This is a genomic window from Providencia sp. PROV175, assembly GCF_032707045.1.
GTDB classification, from domain to species: Bacteria; Pseudomonadota; Gammaproteobacteria; order Enterobacterales; family Enterobacteriaceae; genus Providencia; species Providencia hangzhouensis.
In genome coordinates, this window is sequence record NZ_CP120533.1 from 3,356,257 (window position 1) to 3,377,833 (window position 21,577).

The window sequence follows — 21,577 nt, forward strand, 5'->3', positions numbered from 1 at the left end:
GTTAACGACTTTCCCTCACTTTAGAAAAAACTTAGTCATTTAAGTACTCTTTTCATACTTTTTACGTTTGAACCTTCGCTTTTCTACCTCTTTATCGGTATCGTAGCCATCCTTACTTAATTCATTAGGTCAGTTATGGAATCACCTGCATTATTAATAAATAAAATTATTTCAGTTTCATTGCTCGATCCAAGAATTGAAGCCGTGGTATTAACCGGCTCTCGAGGGCGAGAACAACATATCGATAGTTATTCTGATATTGATATCGAATTGATTGGCCACGGGGTGACAGAGCTATTCCAACAAACACATTGGGTTAATAACTTTGGTACCCCCTTGGCTGCTCTTCATTTACTTAACGAAGAAAATGATGCGCCAGACTGGCCTACTTGCTTGGTGATCTATGAAGAAGGCCGCAAAGTTGATTTCACTTTTGCAGAACCTGAGCGTCTCGAAAAAATGAAGTGTGAAGGTTTAGATGCGACATTTTCACGGGGCTTTACTGTTTTATTGGATAAAACAGGGATCGCTAATGGCCTGCCTGAAATTGCCAATTCAACATCTTTACAACCAAAGCCTGTTACTGCCTCTGAATTTGCCGAGATAATCACCGATTTTTGGCATGAGGCTCATCAAGTCGCCATCGCACTCACACGAAATGAGTTATGGGTGGCATGGTCGCGAAGTGCAGATATGAAGCAGTATTTTCTCACACTAGTTGAAAACCTAGTTTCTCTGCAAGGTAAGCATGTTTGGTATAAAGGCCGTCAATATCACGAATGGATGCCTAAACCCTATATCGAGGCATTGGAGGTCATTTTTAATTGTGGAACGGCTCACAGCGCTTCATTGTCTCTTCAGTGTTTGATGCGCTGCTTTAATGAAGTAGCTACCGAGCTCGCTAGCCTTCAAGGCTTCAATGATATGCAGCTTATGGCAGAAAAAATGCAAGAACTGCTTATTGGCATTTTGCAGGATAACGCCCTACTCCCTGAAACACTGTAAAATAAGATAAATATAAATGAAGCACAGCAAAGGAATGCGGTGCTTTTATTGTTGTGAGCGATTAGACAACTAAGTACTTACTTAGGTAAATATTACTTGGATTGCTTGCTTGATAATGGCTTGAGATGGTGGGTCGTGCAGGATTGAAATCCTTCGGATTTGCCCTACGGGCTGAACCTGCAACCAGCTTGTCGAGGTCTAGCTTAACGACTGAATGTTTACTTAGGTGATTGTTTAATTGGATTATTTGCTTAGGAATGCCTTGAGATGGTGGGTCGTGCAGGATTGAAATCCTTCGGATTTGCCCTACGGGCTGAACCTGCAACCAGCTTGTCGAGGTCTGGCTTAACGACTGAATGTTTACTTAGGTGATTGTTTAATTGGATTATTTGCTTAGGAATGCCTTGAGATGGTGGGTCGTGCAGGATTCGAACCTGCGACCAATTGATTAAAAGTCAACTGCTCTACCGACTGAGCTAACGACCCATCTTGGAAGTTCTGATTTTTTTACTGCTTAGATGGTGGGTCGTGCAGGATTCGAACCTGCGACCAATTGATTAAAAGTCAACTGCTCTACCGACTGAGCTAACGACCCATCTAAAACAATATTTCCAACTAAATTTCTTTTTGTATCTCGAGATTTTTGGCTAACCACATTCTCGTCTCAACGGCGGCCTATATTACTGATTTCTGACGAGGGTGCAATGATTTTTTTTAAAAAAAAGTTTAAATGCGCACTTATCATACTGATAACCCCGAAATATTCGGTAATATTGCTTCGGGGCTATAAATTAAAGTGTACTCAGCTTTTTTTCGGCTAATTTTGAACCAGCACTGTTTGGATATTGTTTCAATACCTGCTGGTAAACAGCTTTCGCTTTATCTTTTTGTCCCTTATCTTGCATGATCAGCCCAACTTTATATAAGGCTTCGCTGCTTTTTTGGGATTTAGGATACTGCTTAACTACAGTGGCGAAATAAAAAGCAGCATCGTCTTTGCTACCTTTATTGTAGTTTAACTGCCCCAGCCAATAGTTGGCGTTAGATTGATACCCAGACTTAGGGTAGGCTTTAATAAAACCTTGTAATGCACCTATTGCTTGGTCAATTTGAGCTTTGGATTTGCTTTCCATCGCTAATTTGACTGCAGCATTGTAATCATCTTTCTCATTTCCACCTGTATTGGCCGCTGCCGTAGGTGTCCCTGAGGAAGATGATCCATTTGATGCGCTAGTGTCAGGTGTTGCTGTATCGCCTGAGGTTGCTGAATTACCACCGCCCGCATTATCTAATTGCATGTATAAATCTTTCTGACGCTCAATGACTTGATTCAACTTGTATTCACTTTCTTGAATCTGACCACGTAACATGTCGATGTCGCGTTGATTGTCAGCGAGTTGCTGCTGAATTTGATACAGAATTTGACCTTGAGAGCTAACTGCTGTCTCAAGTTGGGTAAGGCGGTCTGCTGTTGAACCAGATCCGACATTGTTGATTGGCGCTTGGGCAATAGCGGCCCAAGGGGCCGCTACGCCAACCAATAACGACAGACCGACTAGTAAGTGTCTGAAGTTACTGTTCATAATAGATAATTTCGCTTATCTATTAGTATGCAATGACTGCACGACGGTTTTTCGCGTAGTCTGCTTCAGTGTGACCTAACACAGCTGGTTTTTCTTTACCGTAAGAAACCAGTGAAACTTGGTCACCAGAAACACCTTTGCTTTGCAGGTACATTTTAACTGCATTAGCACGACGCTCGCCCAGCGCGATGTTATATTCTGGAGTACCACGCTCATCCGCATGACCTTCAACAACAACACGTACAGATGGGTTGCTACGCAGGAATGCTGCGTGTGCATCTAACATTTCAGCGTATTCTGGAGATACGTTGTATTTGTCAAAGCCAAAGTAAACAGTGTTGTTTTGTTGCAGCTGTTCCATTTGCTGACGTGCCAGCTCTTCCGCAGACAGACCAGTATTAGTTTGGTTAGTAGAAGTATCTACGCCATCTTGGTCATTGTTTTTGTTAGAGCTACAAGCTGCGACTGCCATGATTGGTAACGCGATCATCAGCCCTTTAAGCACTTTATTCAGTTGCATCGTTTTGATCCTTAATATTTTTTGCCACACATTATTATTATGCATCACAGATACGGCGACCAGGCAGGAAATTTAACCTGTCCATCGGTAGCCGGAAGACGCGCTTTGAAACGCCCGTCGGTCGAAACTAGCTGCAATATAGTCCCCAAGCCTTGAGAGGAGCTATAAATTACCATAGTGCCGTTAGGTGCGATACTCGGCGTTTCATCTAGGAACGTTTTCGTTAAAAATTCAACGTTATTCGTTGCCAGATCTTGTTTGGCGACATGTTGCTGACCGCCACCGGAGCTGACCATCACTAAGAAAGTACCATCCGGGCTAACATCAGCGTCCTGATTTTGTGTTCCTTCCCAGGACACACGCTCAGGGCTGCCACCATTAATATTCATTTTATAAATCTGCGGACGTCCTGCCTGATCTGAAGTATAGACTAAAGTTTGGCTATCTGGCATCCAACTTGGCTCGGTATTGTTACTACGACCATCGGTTACCTGACGAATTTGCCCACTCGCTAAGTCCATTACATATAAATTCAAGCTGCCTGTTTTAGACAATGCAAATGCCAGTTTAGTCCCATCCGGAGAGAATGCAGGTGCCCCATTGTGACGAGGGAATGATGCTACCTGACGAACCGCTCCTGTCGATAAGGTTTGAATGACAAGTGCTGAACTGCCACTTTCAAATGTAACATAAGCCAGTTTTTCACCATCTGGTGACCATGCTGGCGACATCAAAGGTTCTGGTGAACGGTGAACCGTAAACTGGTTAAAACCGTCGTAATCAGAAACACGTAATTCATATGGATACTGACCGCCTTTGTTGACAACAATATAAGCAATACGTGTACGGAATGCACCACGAATACCTGTCAATTTTTCAAAGACTTCATCACTTGCAGTATGCGCTGCATAACGTAACCATTCTTTTGTTACTTTATATTGGTTCTGAGATAAAACAGCACCTGGGTTAGCCGCGACATCGACTAACTGATAGCTAACAACAAAGCTACCATCTGCTGCAGGCTGTACTTGCCCCACAACAACTGCGTTAATACCTAACGCTGTCCACGCTTCAGGAATCACTTCAGAAGCGGTACCCGGTTGTTGAGGCATACGGCTTGGTTCGATAGGGTTAAATTTCCCGCTATTGCGTAAATCAGCACCGACTATTTGGCCGACTTCTTGTGGTGGTGCACCGGCACCTGACCATTTGAACGGAACAACACCAATAGGTTGAGCTGAGTTAACACCTTCAGTGATCTCAATACGTATTTCAGCCTGAGCCACTGTCGCCCATAGCATTAGGAACCCTAAAACTACTTTAAAAGCCTGCTTCATTCTTATCTCCCTTACTGCGGATTATTTACTACCGCAATAATTCGCTGAATTTTAACAAAGGTATAATAACAAAACTAGATACCACACAAACTATTTATGCTATTGCCTTAATAATATCAATACAGACTGCTCTGAGTTATTGAATATTAAGGTTTAAACACAACCGTGCTACCTGCTTTATTAAACGTATCATAGACTTCTCTGCTAGGTGGTTTAGGCATCGTTGCAAGTTTTGCTGCTCGGATTGCTGCATCACAGAGTGCCGCGTCATTGGCCGGGGTATTTTTTGGTGTAATACTCACCAATAACCCATCTGGCGCGAGCTTCAATTGAAGTTCACAAGTACGCCCACGGAAAGTATCTGAATCATAAAACTTACTTTGGATAGCCGCTTTGACTTTACCAGCATAGCTGTCCACATCAGCATTGGATGCCCCTGATTTTTTACCACCACCTTTTCCAGCTGCAGCTTCGCCACCTTGCTTGCTAGGGCCTGATGCCGTTAAATCACCAAGCAAATCGTCAACGGAAGCCGCGTTTTTTGCAGCCTCAGCCTTAGCTTTTGCCGCTTTGGCTTTCGCTTCTTTATCTGCTTTTTCTTTGGCTTCCTTATCGGCTTTAGCTTTAGCTTCTTTCTCAGCTTTTACTTTAGCGTCCTTTTCTGCTTTTTCCTTGGCTTCTTTTTCGGCTTTCTCTTTAGCTTCTTTTTCAGCTTTGGCTTTCGCCGCTTCTGCTTCTTTCTGAGCTTGTGCCTCAGCTTTCGCCTTTTCAGCGGCTTGCTCTTTAATTAATTTTTCTTTTTCTGCTTTCGCTTTCGCGGCAGCTTCTTCAGCTATTTTTTGCTCTTCCTTCGCTTTTTTAGCCGCTTCTAATGCTTTTTTCTGTTGTTCTTCGGCTTGCTTTTGTTGCTCCGCCGTTGCACGCTCAGTTTTAATACGCTCTTCTTCAAGCTGCTGAAGACGCTTTTGTTCCTTTTCTTGCTGCTCTCTAAGCTCAGCCTCTTGCTTTTGTTCTTGCTCTTTACGCTCTTTCGCCGCTTGTCTGACGTTATTTTGCTGCCTTTGCATTTCTTCATACTGCTCAACAACCACGCCAGGGTCAACCATCACCGCATCGATGACAGTTCCCTCTTCTCCGCCACCACCAAGTTTGACGACGGAAACTAAAGAGCCTATAACAATCAAGCCGATCAATAGGACGTGCAATACAATTGACATCACTAATGATCGATTTAAGTTATCTTTTTTCTCTTTTGTTTTTCCCACTCTGGTATCCAAAAAAAGAATTGTGACTTATTCAAACGACAATAACCCAGCCTAAATAGGCTGAGTCATCAAGCCAACCGATTTTATCCCTGCGCTGTGTAATATATTCAGCGCCTTAATCACTTCTTCATAAGGGACTTCTTTTGCTCCACCAATCAAGAAAATCGCTTTTGGATTTTTCTCTAATTGAGATTTTGCTTCTGCCGCAATTTGCTCTGGTGGTAACAATTCTAAAACCTCACCATCAAGACGCATATTATATTGGCCAACCCCCGACACTTCTAAAATAATCGGTGGGTTATCACTTGATGAAACGGTTTGTGTATCTGTTGCATCCGGCAATTCAACTTCCACACTTTGAGAAATAATCGGTGCTGTTGCCATAAATATCAGCAACAGTACCAACAATACGTCCAGTAATGGAACAATGTTGATTTCGGATTTCAGCTCACGTCTGCGACTTGTGCGCGCCATTCGCTTATCTCCCCCGTCTTATTTCTTATCAGCAGAGAAAGCTTGACGATGCAAGATGGCTAAAAACTCTTCCATAAAGTTATCGTAGTTTTGCTCTAATTTGCTGACACGTAAGTTCAAACGGTTAAATGCCATAACTGCAGGGATCGCTGCAAACAAACCAATTGCGGTTGCAATCAATGCTTCAGCAATACCCGGTGCAACCATTTGTAATGTTGCTTGTTTTACCGCGCCCAATGCAATAAATGCATGCATAATCCCCCAAACGGTACCAAATAAACCAATATAAGGGCTAATTGAACCAACAGTACCTAAAAATGGGATATGTGCTTCAACTGATTCAAGTTCACGATTCATTGAAATACGCATTGCACGAGAAGCCCCCGTGACAACCGCATCTGGCGCATGAATATTCGCTTGGTGTAAACGAACGAACTCTTTAAAACCAGAATGGAAAATTTGTTCGGCACCACTCAATTCATCACGGCGAGCTTGGCTTTCTTTATATAAGCGCGATAACTCGATACCTGACCAGAACTTATCTTCAAATGCTTCAGCCTCACGAGTTGCCGCATTTAAAATTTTCGTTCTTTGAATAATGATCGCCCATGATGCGATAGAAAAACCGATCAAAACGAACATAATGAGCTGAACCAAAAGGCTCGCTTTAAGGAATAAATCCAGGATATTCATGTCAGTCACTGTTTAAACTCCGCGACAATAGACTTAGGAAGCGCAATCGGCTTCATTTTTGATGTGTCCACACAAGCAATAAGGGCATTTGCCCCACAAAGCAGGTTACCTTGCGAATCAACTAACCTTTGCTGAAAAGTTAATGAAGCACGTTTCATTTCAATAATTTGCGTTTCAACTTCCAGCAGGTCATCTAGCTTAGCGCCTTTGACAAAATCAATTGTCATGCTTCGCACAACGAAGCCAAGGTTTTCAGCAAGCATACTTTGTTGATTGATACCTTTATTTCGCAGCATTTCGGTTCTTGCTCGCTCAAAAAAGGCTAAATAGCGTGCATGATAAACAACACCGCCCGCATCTGTATCTTCATAATACACGCGAACAGGCCAGCGAAATAACATAACAATCACTCCGTCTTAGGTTAAATTAATTAACGGTGCCACTATACGCAAGACAGTGCCAGTTTGGAATCACTTTGAAAGTAAAGATATCAAAAATAATTATGGGTCCATTGACCCATAATTAGCAATTAGAATTATCTAAAGACCTGAAAAAGTCCCCAAATAAGAATGATGGCAGCAGGCAATGGATGGAAAATTGCACGGAAGATAACTTTTTTAGGTTTAAAACCCACACCAAAAATCATCGCGGTACATGTTGCCCATATTAACAACAGCCCTTGCCATATCTGAAATGAACTCGTTTTCGCAGCAAATAGGGTTGGATCCCACATGACTGCACCTGCAGTTACTAAAGCTAAAATAAGGATAAGGGCCCTTATCGGCCCCTTATCCAATAGCTGATAGGTTTTATCCACCAGCATTTTTATTACTCACCATCTTTAGCTGTTTTAGAGTCTTCTGAGTGCTCTAATGCTAATGCTGCAATCACTGCAAAACTACAAGCTAACAGCGTGCCGAGGATCCAGGCGAAATACCACATAGTTATGCTCCTTAATACAGCGAGTGCTTGTTGCCTTCGATGAAGTTTTTGTCCAAACGACCGAACATTTTGTAGTAACACCATGCGGTGTATGCCAGTACAATTGGAACAAAGATAATAGCAACAACAGTCATCACTTGCAGTGTGAACAAGCTAGATGTTGCATCCCACATGGTCAAACTTGCGTTTGGCATGATGCTTGAAGGCATGATGAATGGGAACATTGCTACACCACAGGTTAAAATGATACAAGCGATAGTTAATGAAGAACTCACAAACGCCCAACCATTTTTGTCTGCTTTACTAAACAGCATTGTGACTAACGGTAGTGCTACACCCAGAGCAGGCAACGCCCACAGAATTGGATAAGTGTTGAAATTAGTCAACCAAGCACCTGATTCAACTGCGACTGTTTTGTTTAGTGGGTTAGAAACACTCAATGTATCGATAGTTGAAGTAACAACATAACCATCAATACCCATTACTAACCAAACACCTGCGCCTGCGAAAGCAACTAAAGTAACTAATGCACAGATATAAGTCGCTTTACGAACACGTAAGTACAGTTCACCCGTGGTACGCATTTGCAAATAAGTTGCACCTTGCGTCACAATCATCATTAAGCCGACAATACCCGCTAACAGACCATATGGGTTTAGCAGACCAAACAGGTTACCTGTATAAGTCAGGTACTGCTGGTTATCGATTTGTAGTGGAACACCTAATAACAGGTTACCAAACGCAACACCGATAACTAATGGTGGAACGAAACCACCAATAAACAGACCCCAGTCCCACATATTACGCCATTTTGGGTTCTCCAGTTTTGAACGGTAGTCGAAACCAACCGGACGGAAGAACAGTGCTGCTAATACCAAAATCATAGCGACATAGAAGCCGGAGAATGCCGCAGCATAAACTTGTGGCCATGCAGCGAACATAGCACCACCCGCGGTGATTAACCAAACTTGGTTACCATCCCAGTGAGGTGCAACTGCGTTAATCATGATACGGCGTTCAGTATCTGTTTTACCTAAGATAGGTAATAAGAAGCCAACGCCCATGTCAAAGCCATCTGTGACAGCAAACCCAATCAGTAATACACCGATAAGGATCCACCACACAAATCGAAGAACTTCATAATCAAACATAAGTGGACTCCTATTTACTGAACGTCGTGTGCAGAAGTGTTTTTCTGTTCAAAGTGGTAACGACCGGTTTTCAGGCTACTTGGCCCTTTACGAGCGAATTTGAACATTAAGAACATTTCAGCAATTAAGAACAGTGTGTACAGACCACAGATCAATACCATAGAGAAGATCAGGTCATGGGTTGTCAAGTTGGAGTGTGCAACCGAAACCGGTAACACTTCACCAATTGCCCATGGCTGACGACCATATTCAGCAACGAACCAGCCCGATTCAATTGCAATCCATGGTAATGGAATACCGAATAGAGCAATACGCAGCAATAGTTTATTTTGACCAATACGGTTACGAACTACTGACAGGAATGCCCAGCCAATAATCAACAGTAACAGGAAGCCAACACCAACCATGATACGGAATGCCCAGAACAGAGGCCCAACGTTAGGAATACTATCTTTCACTGCTTTTTGGATTTGAGCTTCAGTTGCATCAACAACATTTGGTGCATATTGTTTTAACAGAAGACCATATCCAAGATCTTTTTTGCTTGCTTCGAATGCCGCACGCAGTTCAGGATCTTTATTACCTGCAAGAAGTTCTTGTAACTGACCGTATGCAATCATACCGTTACGAATGCGAACTTCGTGTTGTTTCATTAGGTCTTTCAAGCCTAAAACAGGTGTGTCGACAGAACGGGTTGCAATGATACCCATCGCCCAAGGAATCGAGATAGCAAATTTATTTTCTTGTTTCTCGGTATCTGGCCAAGCGATTAAGTTAAACGCGGCTGGAGGAGCATGAGTTTCCCACTCAGCTTCAACGGCTGCAAGTTTCGTTTTTTGTACGTCACCCATTTCGTAACCTGATTCATCACCAAGAACGATAACAGATAGAACCGCTGCAATACCAAAACTTGCCGCAATTGCAAAAGAACGCTTAGCAAAAGCAACATCACGACCTTTAAGCAGGTAGTAAGAGCTAATACCTAAGATAAACATTGCACCGGTACAATAACCTGCAGCAACTGTGTGGACGAATTTAACTTGTGCGACTGGGTTCAAGACTAGCTCAGAGAAGCTAACCATTTCCATACGCATGGTTTCAAAGTTGAAATCAGCAGCGATTGGGTTTTGCATCCAACCGTTCGCGACCAAAATCCACAGAGCAGAGAAGTTAGAACCTAAAGCAACTAACCATGTTACAGCAAGGTGTTGTTTTTTGCTTAAACGATCCCAACCAAAGAAGAATAAACCAACAAAGGTAGATTCTAAGAAGAACGCCATCAAACCTTCGATTGCAAGAGGTGCACCGAAGATATCTCCAACGTAGTGAGCGTAGTAAGACCAGTTAGTACCGAATTGGAACTCCATGGTCAAACCCGTTGCAACACCCAGAGCAAAGTTAATACCGAATAACTTACCCCAGAACTTAGTCATATCTTTATAAATTTGTTTGCCTGACAGTACATATACCGTTTCCATGATCGCAAGCAAAAACGCCATACCTAGCGTTAATGGTACGAACAGAAAGTGATACATCGCAGTTAAGGCAAACTGTAATCGTGACAGTTCGACAATATCAAACATCTTGACTCCTTGCTCCTAGCAGGAAGACACCGACTTGCGGCAACCCAGCTTCCAGTTTTAAATACTTAGAAAGCCTCTTAACTACCAGCAAAAAATGCCTCAAAACAACAAATAATTAACAAAATTAAAAGAACAAACGTTACTATAATAATAGTACGCCTATCTTCACACACAATAAACTTCTTTTACGTGACTCAGATATGAATTCTGAATTTACATCAATAATTATACCCTTTAATAGAAAACCGAGTATTTGATCGAGCACCAATTTAAGCAATTTGAACAAATAAAGCCAGAGGCAATGAATTGATTTACGTCAATTTTTTTCCTGTTGTTAATTGATATACCTGTCAGTCAATTAATGGTTATTTACTTGTTAAAATGCTGTTATTGATAATGATGCAAATGTTCTTAATTTTTCCAAAGATTAACAAAAAATATAATCATTGAATTAAAGCCTCGAAAAAAGAATATTTAATTTGTAATAGTATCTTATTTTAAACTTATTATGAATTTTATTAATATAGCCGTTTTTATCAACTAAACGGTTATATTGGTTTAATTGAATTGCCGTCAATATTATAAAATTGACATGCCGCAATTTTGCTATTTTTTGCACAAAATGCGATTAGCGCCTCCCCTACTCGTCTAATTGCCCCTCATTATCAATTTTCCTTCATATAAGCCTGTAATACGCATTTTTAAGTATAGACACTCTTTTCAGAAAACCGCATAACCACATAAAATTTGTTTGAAATATTTTTGTAAACCATAAAAAAACCCGCGCTCACATGAGCACGGGCTTTCGTCTCTTACTCTTGCTAGTTGCCTAGCGAATCACTTATTTGTTCAGTAATGATTTTACTGCATCACCGATGTCTGCAAGGCTACGAACGGTTTTCACACCAGCCGCTTCTAATGCAGCAAATTTCTCATCAGCTGTGCCTTTACCGCCAGCGATGATTGCACCTGCGTGCCCCATACGTTTGCCTTTTGGTGCAGTTACACCTGCGATGTAACCGACAACAGGTTTAGTGACGTGCTCTTTAATATAAGCCGCCGCTTCTTCTTCTGCGTTACCACCGATTTCACCGATCATGACGATAGCTTCAGTTTGCGGATCCGCTTGGAATAATTTCAGGATATCAATGAAGTTTGAACCTGGGATTGGGTCACCACCAATACCTACGCAAGTCGATTGACCTAAGCCTGCATCTGTTGTTTGTTTAACAGCTTCGTAAGTCAACGTACCTGAACGCGAAACGATACCGACTTTACCTGGCATATGGATATGACCAGGTTGGATACCAATCTTACATTCACCCGGAGTGATAACACCTGGGCAGTTAGGCCCAATCATACGAACGCCTGCTTCGTCTAATTTCACTTTCACTGTCAACATATCCAACGTTGGGATACCTTCAGTGATGGTGATGATCAGTTTAATGCCTGCATCGATAGCTTCTAAAATAGAATCTTTACAAAATGGTGCTGGAACATAGATAACAGAGGCTGTTGCGCCCGTTGCTTCTACAGCTTCACGAACAGTGTTAAATACAGGTAGACCTAAGTGAATAGTGCCACCTTTACCTGGAGTCACACCACCGACCATTTGCGTGCCATAAGCAATCGCTTGTTCTGAGTGGAATGTACCTTGACCACCAGTGAAACCTTGGCAAATTACTTTAGTGTTTTTATCGATTAAAATAGACATTATTTAGCCTCCGCTGCTGCTACTGCTTTCTTAGCTGCATCTGTCAGGCTATTTGCAGCGATGATGTTCAAGCCGCTATCTGCCAGTTTTTTAGCACCTAACTCTGCATTGTTACCTTCTAAACGCACAACTACCGGTACATTTACGCCAACTTCTTCAACTGCACCAATGATGCCGTCTGCAATCAGGTCGCAACGAACGATACCACCAAAGATGTTAACAAAAACCGCTTTCACGTTTTCATCAGAAAGAATGATTTTAAATGCTTCAGTTACACGCTCTTTTGTCGCGCCGCCGCCAACATCTAAGAAGTTAGCTGGTGCGCCGCCGTGTAATTTAACGATGTCCATCGTACCCATTGCAAGGCCTGCACCGTTAACCATACAACCGATGTTGCCGTCTAATGCAACATAGTTCAGTTCCCACTGAGCCGCTTGTGCTTCACGCGCATCTTCTTGTGATTCATCACGCAGTTCACGGATTTCAGGTTGGCGATATAACGCGTTGCTATCGATACCTAATTTACCATCTAAGCAAACTAAATCACCCGCAGTGCTGATAACCAGTGGGTTGATTTCAGCTAATGCTAAATCACGTTCTAGGAATAATGTTGCTAGACCCATGAAAATTTTTGCAAATTGGCTAACTTGTTTGCCAGTTAGACCTAATTTGAATGCTAACTCACGACCTTGGAAAGGCATTGGGCCAGTCAATGGGTCGATAATCGCTTTGTGGATTAACTCTGGGGTCTCTTCTGCGACTTTCTCAATTTCCACGCCACCTTCGGTAGAAGCCATGAACACAACGCGGCGAGTGCTACGGTCAACAACAGCACCTAAATAGAGTTCTTTATCAATGTCAGTCGCAGTTTCAACTAAAATTTGGTTTACTGGTTGGCCATTAGCATCTGTTTGATAGGTAACTAAGTTTTTACCTAACCAGTGTTCTGCAAACGCTTTAACTTCATTGATATCGCTAGTGACTTTCACGCCACCCGCTTTACCACGTCCACCAGCGTGAACTTGGCATTTAATTACCCATGGGCCGTTACCAATTTTTTTAGCTGCATCGACGGTTTCAGCAACTGATGAACAGGCATAACCTGTCGGTGCAGGCATCCCATAACGTGCAAACAACTGTTTTGCCTGGTACTCGTGTAAATTCATGATGTTCTATCCATAATTGAGTCTGAAGAGGCGTTTATTCGCCTCCTGCAATTGTTACTGATTTAGCAACCCGCGAACGGGTTGCATCGGTTACTTCAGACCGGGCAAGTTGTACCCTGCCCTGTTATGTTGCTATACGTCCAGCAGTAAACGAGTTGGGTCTTCCAGCATATCTTTGATAGCGACTAAGAAGCCAACTGACTCACTACCATCGATTAAACGGTGGTCGTAAGACAGTGCTAAATACATCATAGGAAGAATTTCTACCTTACCATTTACAGCCATAGGGCGGTCTTTAATCGCATGCATGCCTAAAATCGCGCTCTGTGGTGGGTTAATGATAGGTGTAGACATCAGAGAACCGAATACGCCACCGTTAGTGATAGTGAAGTTACCACCACTTAAGTCTTCGACAGTTAATTTACCGTCACGACCTTTGACAGCCAGTTCTTTAATTTTCTTCTCGATATCAGCCATGCTCATTGCATCGACATCACGCAGCACTGGCGTTACCAGACCACGTGGTGTTGATACAGCAATACTGATATCGAAATAGTTATGGTAAACCACATCATCGCCATCAATAGAAGCATTCACTTCTGGGTAGCGTTTCAGTGCTTCAACCGCAGCTTTAACATAGAAAGACATAAAGCCTAAACGAACACCATGACGTTTTTCGAATACTTCGCCATATTGTTTACGTAAGTCTTTGATTGGTTGCATGTTGACTTCGTTAAACGTCGTCAGCATTGCAGTCGTATTTTTCGCTTCTAACAGGCGCTCTGCGATACGTTTACGTAAACGAGTCATTGGAACACGTTTTTCACTACGGTGCGCTAATGGCGCTTGTGGCGCTTCTGGTGCTTTCGCCGCAGGTGTCGCAGATTTATTTGCCGCTAAATGTTTTTCAACATCTTCACGAGTTAAACGACCGCCAACGCCAGTCCCTTTGATATCCGCAGGGTTTAAATCGTGCTCTGCAATTAAACGACGAATAGCTGGTGTCAGCGCATCGTTGCTTTCTGTTTCTAAACTTGCAGTTTGACGTTGTGCAGGTGTTGACTCTTGTGCTTCTTTCACTTCAGCTGGAATACCAGTGCTATCGCCTAAACGAATGCGACCCAGTAACTGCTTAGACAATACTGTTGCACCTTCATCTTCAACGATAGCTTCTAATACACCCGCTTCGCTTGCAGGAACTTCTAAAACGACTTTATCTGTTTCGATCTCAACCAGTACTTCATCACGCTGAACACTGTCACCTGGTTTTTTATGCCATGTGGCAACCGTAGCATCTGCAACGGACTCAGGAAGATCGGGAACAAGAATTTCTACGCTACTCATTTTCTATCCTTTAATTATTCAATGTTCAAAGCGTCATTAACCAGGGCTTTTTGTTGTTCCTGGTGTACGGACGTATAGCCAACTGCTGGAGATGAAGAAGCAGCTCGACCTGCATAACGTAAAGTTGCCCCTGCTGGGATAGCTTCACGGAAGTTATGTTGACTGCAATACCAAGCACCTTGGTTTAATGGCTCTTCTTGACACCATACAAAGTCTTTTACATCAGTATATTGCGCCAACGCTTTTTGGATATCTTCGTGTGGGAACGGATATAGCTGTTCGATACGCACGATAGCAACGTCAGTTTGTTCATTTTTACGACGCTGTTCTAACAGATCGTAATAGACTTTCCCTGAACACAGAACGGCGCGTTTCACATTTTTCGGATTGATTTCATCGATTTCACCGATAACTGGCTCAAATGTACCATTAGCCAATTCTTCCATGCTAGAAACCGCTAACGGGTGACGCAGCAGAGATTTTGGTGACATCACAATCAGAGGACGGCGCATTCCACGTAAGGCTTGGCGACGTAACATGTGATAAACCTGAGCTGGTGTTGATGGCACACACACTTGCATGTTTTGGTCAGCACACAGTTGCAGGTAACGTTCTAAACGTGCAGATGAGTGCTCTGGCCCCTGACCTTCATAACCATGAGGCAGTAACATGACCAGACCACACATACGACCCCATTTTTGCTCACCAGAGCTAATGAATTGGTCGATAACCACTTGAGCACAGTTAGCGAAGTCACCAAATTGTGCTTCCCAGATAGTCAATGCACGAGGTTCTGTGGTTGCATAACCATATTCGAATGCTAATACGGCATTTTCAGTCAGAACAGAGTCCCAAACATTAAACACGCCTTGGCCATTATGAATATTTTGCAGTGGAACATAAACTGAACCATTCGTTTGGTTGTGGACCACTGCATGACGGTGGAAGAATGTACCACGGCCCGCATCTTCACCCGATAAACGAACAGGAATACCTTCATCAACCAATGTTGCGTACGCTAAAGTTTCAGCGGCGCCCCAGTCGAGAAGTTTTTCACCTTTCGCCATTTCGGCACGGTCTGCATAGATTTTCTCAACACGAGATTGTGCAACCACGCCTTCTGGAATAGTACTGACTTTAGTTGCCAGTTCAGTTAGGCGTTTAATATCAACGGTTGATTTGTATGATGCATCCCATTCATGGTTTAAATATGGAGCCCATGTGTATGAGTTCAGACCCATTTCACGGTATTCTTCAACCACACAGTTACCCGCATCTAACGCATCACGATACAGATTAACCATTTCAGTGACATCATTAGCACTTAACACATTTTCTGCAATTAAACGGTCTGCATAAATTTTACGTGGTGTTGGGTGCTGTTTGATTTTTTGATACATCACTGGCTGAGTTGCACTTGGCTCATCCGCTTCGTTATGCCCATGACGGCGATAGCATACTAAATCAATCATAACATCGCGTTTGAACGTGTTACGGAAATCCAGTGCCAAACGTGTTACAAATGCCACTGCTTCAGGGTCATCTGCATTCACGTGGAAAATTGGCGCCTGCACCATTTTAACGATGTCAGTACAGTATTCGGTTGAACGTGTATCTTTTGGATTTGAAGTAGTGAAACCAATTTGGTTATTAATTACGATACGTACAGTACCGCCAACTTCATAACCACGTGCTTGAGACATATTTAATGTTTCTTGCACAACGCCTTGGCCAGTTACTGCTGAGTCACCATGAATGGTAATTGGCAGAACCATATTGCTGCGGCCTTCATCCAGACGGTCACGACGAGCACGTACTGAACCAATAACTACAGGGCTAACAATCTCAAGGTGAGATGGGTTAAATGCTAATGCTAAGTGAACACGAGAACCTGCGGTTTCAAAATCAGAGGAGAAACCTTGGTGATATTTAACGTCACCCGCACTAGAGTGGTCTTTATGTTTACCCGCGAACTCATCAAATAATTCGCCAGGTTTTTTACCTAAGATATTAACTAGAACGTTTAAACGACCACGGTGAGCCATACCCAAAACAACTTCACGGGTATCTTGCTTGCCTGCGTGGTGGATTAAATCTTTCAGCATTGGGATTAGTGAATCACCACCTTCCAATGAGAAACGCTTGGCACCTGGGAATTTAGCCCCAATGTAACGCTCAAGCCCTTCAGCTGCCGTTAATTCTGCTAAGAAGCGTTTTTTCTCTTCTACTGAGAAAATTTTAGATACGTCTACAGATTCAAGACGCTGCTGAATCCAACGTTTTTCTTCTGTATTTGTGATATGCATATATTCAGCACCGATAGAACCGCAATAAATACGTTTCAGGTGCTCATATAGCTCACTCAGCTTCATGGTTTCTTTGCCAATAGCAAATGAACCCACGTTGAATGTTTCGTTGAAGTCTTCTTTCGTCAGGTTGTGGAATGCTGGGTCTAAATCTGGAACAGATTCACGTTTCCAAAGACCTAACGGGTCAAGATTCGCATTTTGGTGCCCGCGGAAGCGGAACGCATTGATTAATTGCAAAACTTTAACTTGTTTTGCGTCGATAGCTGGATCGCTAACAGAGGTGTGATAACGTGTAGAGTCTTTTGCTAAGCGACGGAAGTAATCGCGCGCTTGGGAGTGGAATTGTTCGCCGCTAGTGCCTAATGCTGCACCAGGGAGTTGCTCAAAAATTGCTTTCCACTCGGCATCGACAGAGTTAGGGTCAGTCAGATAATCTTCATAGAGCTGTTCTATATAAGTCTGGTTCGCGCCTGCCAGAAAGCTTGAATCCAGCCAGTCCTTCATTACGCCGTTCTGCATTGTGATCCCTTAAGCTATTAAAGCTTTAGTTTTCGCCGTGGTTAACTAATCGCCGCATTTAAGCGACCTCGATAAAGGTTCTCTTGGACGTGCTTTATGCATGTTCTCTCTTTGGGAGGCCCTTTATCAGTAAGGGTTTCCCTTTTAAGGAACCTTTAAAAACTGGCTGCGGTTTTTAAAGGCCCCTATGCTTGGGCTGTCGTCTTCATCTTTTGCAGTTGGCTATTTTTTCTACTTTTTACTGTTACTTTCTTTGCTTTCACTTTTTTACGCTTTTGTAATGACAACGTTTTAATAAATACTACTTTTTATGGGTGACAATGTTACTTTCTGATGCTCATTGTTGGTATTTCGTTTTCGCGCTTTTGTGAGCTTCCGCGCATTAAAATCATGTCATTGTTTTTACTTTACGCGTTTCTTTTAACTTATGTTTTTATTTTGTGCTATTTCCATTTTAACCCACAGCACCTGAGCACTGCGGGTTAAATATTCATCATTAAGCGCTATGTTTTAGTAACATAGATTTAATATGACCAATAGCTTTCGTTGGATTTAGTCCTTTAGGGCATACATTGACACAATTCATGATGCTATGACAGCGGAAGACACTAAAAGCGTCGTTCAGATCATCTAATCGTGAATCGGTTTCAGTATCACGGCTATCAATTAAGAAGCGATACGCTGCCAACAAGCCTGCAGGCCCGATAAACTTGTCCGGATTCCACCAGAAAGATGGGCAAGAAGTCGAACAACAAGCACACAAAATACACTCATATAAACCATCGAGTTTTTCACGTTGTGCAGGAGTTTGTAAATTCTCACGCGCCGGTGGATTCTTGTTATCATTAATGAGATATGGACGAATTTTTTCGTATTGGGTATAGAATTGTGTCATGTCGATAATCAGGTCACGCACAACAGGCAGACCCGGCAATGGACGAATGACAATTTTCTTCCCACCACGGATTAAAGCAGATAATGGCGTAATACATGCCAACCCGTTTTTACCGTTCATGTTCAGACCATCAGAACCGCACACCCCTTCACGACAAGAACGACGGAAGGATAATGTTGGATCTTGCTCTTTGATTTGGATTAACGCATCCAGCAACATCATGTCACGCCCTTCAGGAACTTCTAGCGTGTAATCTTGCATACGAGGTGCGTTGTCCACATCAGGATTGTAGCGATAAATCGAAAATTGTAATTTCATAGTTTATTTCTCCGCAACTGGATTAACACCACGCATTAGTAGGTACGAATTTTCGGTGGGAAGGCTTCACGCAGTTTTGGCTGCATGTTGACTTCACGACGCGTCATCGTTTCAGATTGCGGTAAATATAATGAGTGACATAACCAATTCGCATCGTCTCGCTCTGGGTAGTCAAAGCGGCTATGCGCACCACGGCTTTCTGTACGGAAGTTTGCAGCTTGTGCCGTTGCATAAGCCGTTTCCATCAGGTTATCCAGTTCTAAACATTCGATACGCTGAGTATTAAACTCAGTCGAGGTATCATCAAGACGTGCATTTTGCAGGCGCTCACGAATCACTTTCAGCTCTTCTAAACCTTTCGCCATGGCATCACCTTCACGGAATACCGAGAAGTTATGCTGCATACAGGTTTGCAGTGCTTTACGGATTTCAGTTGGGTCTTCACCAGTACGTGCATCTTCCCAACGGTTAAAACGAGTCATCGCTGCATCGATATCAGATTCAGACGCATCACGCATTGAACCTTGTTCCATGATGGACTCTTTCAAATGCAGACCCGCTGAACGACCAAATACCACTAAGTCGAGGAGTGAGTTACCGCCTAATCGGTTAGCGCCGTGTACTGATACACAGGCAATTTCGCCGACTGCAAACAAGCCAGGAATGACTTCATCTTCACCTTTTTCGTTATAACGAATGGCTTGGCCTGTAACTTTAGTCGGAATACCACCCATCATGTAGTGGCAAGTAGGAATTACTGGGATTGGCTCTTTGATTGGGTCAACGTGAGCAAAGGTACGAGATAACTCAAGAATACCTGGTAAACGAGATTCCAGAACTTCTTTTCCTAAGTGATCCAATTTCAGTTTAGCATGTGGACCCCATGGGCCATCGCAACCACGACCTTCACGAATTTCAATCATGATAGAACGCGCAACAACGTCACGACCCGCAAGGTCTTTCGCATTCGGCGCATAACGTTCCATGAAACGCTCACCGTCTTTGTTCAGCAAGTAACCACCTTCACCACGGCAGCCTTCAGTAACGAGAACACCCGCACCTGCGATACCCGTTGGGTGGAACTGCCACATTTCCATATCTTGTAGTGGAACACCTGCACGAGCAGCCATCCCCACACCATCACCTGTATTGATGTGTGCGTTAGTGGTTGATTGGTAAATACGCCCTGCACCACCGGTTGCTAAAATAGTTGCTTTCGCTTTGAAATAAACTAATTCGCCTGTTTCCATACAAATTGCAGTACAACCTACAATATCGCCATCTTGGTTTTTAACTAAATCAAGGGCATACCATTCAGAAAAAATGGTCGTGTGGTTTTTTAAGTTCTGCTGATACAAGGTATGTAACAGTGCGTGGCCAGTACGGTCAGCCGCAGCCGCAGTACGTGCAGCTTGCTCACCACCGAAGTTTTTAGATTGACCACCAAATGGACGTTGATAAATACTTCCGTCATCAAGGCGAGAGAATGGCAACCCCATATGCTCTAATTCAAGGATAGCCTCTGGCCCTGTTTTACACATGTATTCAATAGCGTCTTGGTCACCGATGTAGTCGGAACCTTTCACGGTATCGTACATGTGCCATTCCCAGTTATCAGGGTGAGTATTACCTAACGCAACAGTAATACCGCCTTGCGCTGAAACAGTATGAGAACGGGTTGGAAAGACTTTTGACAGCAGAGCACATGATAGGCCCAACTGTGAAATTTGCAGTGCAGCACGCATACCTGCGCCACCCGCACCGATAACGATAGCGTCAAACTCTCTGATTGGCAGATTCATTTATGCACCCCACACAACAATTGTTCCGTAAATTAAATAAGCCAACAGACCTACAACGATAGCCAGTTGCAACACTAAACGGACTGCTAAAGGCTTAACGTAGTCAGTCAGCACTTGCCACATGCCAATCCACGCATGGACAAGAATCGAGAACAACGTGAGGATAGTGAATACTTTCGTCACAGAAGAGGCGAAAAAACCACGCCAGACGTCATAGGTAATGTCATTAATAGCAACAAAACCAACAATGTAGAGTACATAGAGCGCGATGACAATCGCAGAACCACGGATTAATAGCCAGTCCTGGATACCAGTACGGCCTAAAGCTGAAGCATTACTTACCATACTAAAACCCCCGCCAGAATTGCTAAAATCACGGTAATGACAAATGTAATTTTTGCAGATGAGTTACCAGCAGCAAGCGTTTCATCAACACAACCGAAATCCATTAGCATATGACGAATACCACCACAGATGTGGTAAGCCAAAGCCGTCAAGATGCCCCAAAGAATGAACTTAGCAAAAAAGCCAGTCATTATTTCAGACGCGTATTGAAAACCTTCTGGAGAGGAGAGAGATGTCCCTAACAACCAAAGCAGAATACCAACTGCGATGAGAGTAATGACGCCAGAGACACGGTGCAAGATCGAAGATATTGCAGTGATCGGGAAGTGAATCGTCTGCAAATCAAGGTTGACAGGTCTTTGTTTTTTCACAATTTTGCCCACACAGCTCTTTATTATTTTCCATCCTCCGGACCTGGGGTGGAAATCAGACAGCGACAGGGGGTACAAAATGCAACTTAACACAAACTCTAATCCATCATGTTTAAATAAAGTTGCATACTGATCACGCTGGGAACTCCTACTACAGGGTAATCCGGAGACCTGCCGCTAGTATAAAGTCTTCACAATGCCATTACAATTCCCACACAAAATGTTTGGAGACATTTAGCCC

The 21,577-nt window shown here is 43.1% G+C and carries 20 protein-coding genes and 2 tRNA genes; 1 reads left to right on the top strand and 21 read right to left on the bottom strand.

The features are described from left to right. Window positions 1-135: 135 nt before the first annotated feature. The gene (locus tag P3L44_RS15220; protein ID WP_272661706.1) at window positions 136-1,005 is read left to right on the top strand and encodes an aminoglycoside 6-adenylyltransferase; all 870 of its coding nucleotides are present in this window, start codon (window positions 136-138) and stop codon (window positions 1,003-1,005) included. 410 nt (window positions 1,006-1,415) lie between these two features. On the opposite strand, the gene P3L44_RS15225 is transcribed toward P3L44_RS15220, so the two are convergent. From P3L44_RS15225 to sdhC, 21 genes are all read right to left on the bottom strand, one after another. Continuing rightward, window positions 1,416-1,491: transfer RNA gene (locus P3L44_RS15225), tRNA-Lys, on the bottom strand. Window positions 1,492-1,524: 33 nt separating this feature from the next. Continuing rightward, window positions 1,525-1,600 (bottom strand) — tRNA-Lys (locus P3L44_RS15230). Window positions 1,601-1,796: 196 nt separating this feature from the next. Beyond that, entirely contained in the window at window positions 1,797-2,588 is a 792-nt protein-coding gene (cpoB, locus tag P3L44_RS15235; RefSeq protein WP_140170879.1) for a cell division protein CpoB, read from the bottom strand. Between the two features lie 22 nt (window positions 2,589-2,610). Next, a complete protein-coding gene (gene pal / locus P3L44_RS15240; RefSeq protein WP_004909091.1) occupies window positions 2,611-3,108 on the bottom strand; it encodes a peptidoglycan-associated lipoprotein Pal in 498 nt (165 codons plus the stop codon). A gap of 44 nt (window positions 3,109-3,152) precedes the next feature. Beyond that, window positions 3,153-4,445 carry a Tol-Pal system beta propeller repeat protein TolB gene (gene tolB, locus P3L44_RS15245; protein WP_004256782.1) on the bottom strand — a complete coding sequence of 431 codons (1,293 nt, stop codon included), beginning with the start codon at window positions 4,443-4,445 and terminating at the stop codon, window positions 3,153-3,155. Between the two features lie 146 nt (window positions 4,446-4,591). Continuing rightward, window positions 4,592-5,710 carry a cell envelope integrity protein TolA gene (gene tolA, locus P3L44_RS15250; RefSeq protein ID WP_272662832.1) on the bottom strand — a complete coding sequence of 373 codons (1,119 nt, stop codon included), beginning with the start codon at window positions 5,708-5,710 and terminating at the stop codon, window positions 4,592-4,594. A 51-nt stretch (window positions 5,711-5,761) separates the two neighbouring features. Then, entirely contained in the window at window positions 5,762-6,184 is a 423-nt protein-coding gene (gene tolR / locus P3L44_RS15255) for a colicin uptake protein TolR (RefSeq protein ID WP_004256786.1), read from the bottom strand. Between the two features lie 18 nt (window positions 6,185-6,202). Then, the gene (gene tolQ / locus P3L44_RS15260) at window positions 6,203-6,886 is read right to left on the bottom strand and encodes a Tol-Pal system protein TolQ (protein WP_004256787.1); all 684 of its coding nucleotides are present in this window, start codon (window positions 6,884-6,886) and stop codon (window positions 6,203-6,205) included. Further along, complete coding sequence (gene ybgC / locus P3L44_RS15265) at window positions 6,883-7,278, bottom strand: tol-pal system-associated acyl-CoA thioesterase (protein ID WP_004256789.1); 396 nt, start codon at window positions 7,276-7,278, stop codon at window positions 6,883-6,885. The genes tolQ and ybgC overlap by 4 nt, the downstream gene beginning before the upstream one ends. 134 nt (window positions 7,279-7,412) lie before the next feature. Continuing rightward, a complete protein-coding gene (ybgE, locus tag P3L44_RS15270) occupies window positions 7,413-7,700 on the bottom strand; it encodes a cyd operon protein YbgE (protein ID WP_004256791.1) in 288 nt (95 codons plus the stop codon). A 5-nt stretch (window positions 7,701-7,705) separates the two neighbouring features. Next, a complete protein-coding gene (cydX, locus tag P3L44_RS15275) occupies window positions 7,706-7,819 on the bottom strand; it encodes a cytochrome bd-I oxidase subunit CydX (RefSeq protein ID WP_004256792.1) in 114 nt (37 codons plus the stop codon). 11 nt (window positions 7,820-7,830) lie between these two features. Beyond that, window positions 7,831-8,970 carry a cytochrome d ubiquinol oxidase subunit II gene (cydB, locus tag P3L44_RS15280; protein ID WP_140170881.1) on the bottom strand — a complete coding sequence of 380 codons (1,140 nt, stop codon included), beginning with the start codon at window positions 8,968-8,970 and terminating at the stop codon, window positions 7,831-7,833. A 14-nt stretch (window positions 8,971-8,984) separates the two neighbouring features. Beyond that, window positions 8,985-10,553, bottom strand: a complete 1,569-nt coding sequence (gene cydA, locus P3L44_RS15285) for a cytochrome ubiquinol oxidase subunit I (protein WP_272662831.1) — start codon at window positions 10,551-10,553, stop codon at window positions 8,985-8,987. Between the two features lie 841 nt (window positions 10,554-11,394). Continuing rightward, window positions 11,395-12,267 (bottom strand): succinate--CoA ligase subunit alpha, encoded by an 873-nt coding sequence (gene sucD / locus P3L44_RS15290; RefSeq protein WP_272662830.1) that lies wholly within the window; start codon window positions 12,265-12,267, stop codon window positions 11,395-11,397. Then, window positions 12,267-13,433 carry an ADP-forming succinate--CoA ligase subunit beta gene (gene sucC, locus P3L44_RS15295; protein WP_004256812.1) on the bottom strand — a complete coding sequence of 389 codons (1,167 nt, stop codon included), beginning with the start codon at window positions 13,431-13,433 and terminating at the stop codon, window positions 12,267-12,269. Before sucC ends, sucD begins: the two co-directional genes overlap by 1 nt. A gap of 132 nt (window positions 13,434-13,565) precedes the next feature. Then, complete coding sequence (odhB, locus tag P3L44_RS15300) at window positions 13,566-14,777, bottom strand: 2-oxoglutarate dehydrogenase complex dihydrolipoyllysine-residue succinyltransferase (protein ID WP_004256815.1); 1,212 nt, start codon at window positions 14,775-14,777, stop codon at window positions 13,566-13,568. A gap of 14 nt (window positions 14,778-14,791) precedes the next feature. Continuing rightward, window positions 14,792-17,605: a 2-oxoglutarate dehydrogenase E1 component gene (gene sucA / locus P3L44_RS15305; protein WP_272662829.1), complete on the bottom strand. Its 2,814-nt coding sequence runs from the start codon at window positions 17,603-17,605 to the stop codon at window positions 14,792-14,794. A 496-nt stretch (window positions 17,606-18,101) separates the two neighbouring features. Further along, a complete protein-coding gene (locus P3L44_RS15310) occupies window positions 18,102-18,818 on the bottom strand; it encodes a succinate dehydrogenase iron-sulfur subunit (protein WP_004256824.1) in 717 nt (238 codons plus the stop codon). Between the two features lie 35 nt (window positions 18,819-18,853). Further along, window positions 18,854-20,620, bottom strand: coding sequence for a succinate dehydrogenase flavoprotein subunit (gene sdhA, locus P3L44_RS15315; protein ID WP_140170883.1), 1,767 nt, complete (start codon window positions 20,618-20,620; stop codon window positions 18,854-18,856). Further along, complete coding sequence (gene sdhD / locus P3L44_RS15320; RefSeq protein WP_140170884.1) at window positions 20,621-20,965, bottom strand: succinate dehydrogenase membrane anchor subunit; 345 nt, start codon at window positions 20,963-20,965, stop codon at window positions 20,621-20,623. Next, entirely contained in the window at window positions 20,959-21,348 is a 390-nt protein-coding gene (sdhC, locus tag P3L44_RS15325; protein WP_004256840.1) for a succinate dehydrogenase cytochrome b556 subunit, read from the bottom strand. The genes sdhD and sdhC overlap by 7 nt, the downstream gene beginning before the upstream one ends. Between the last annotated feature and the right edge of the window lie 229 nt (window positions 21,349-21,577).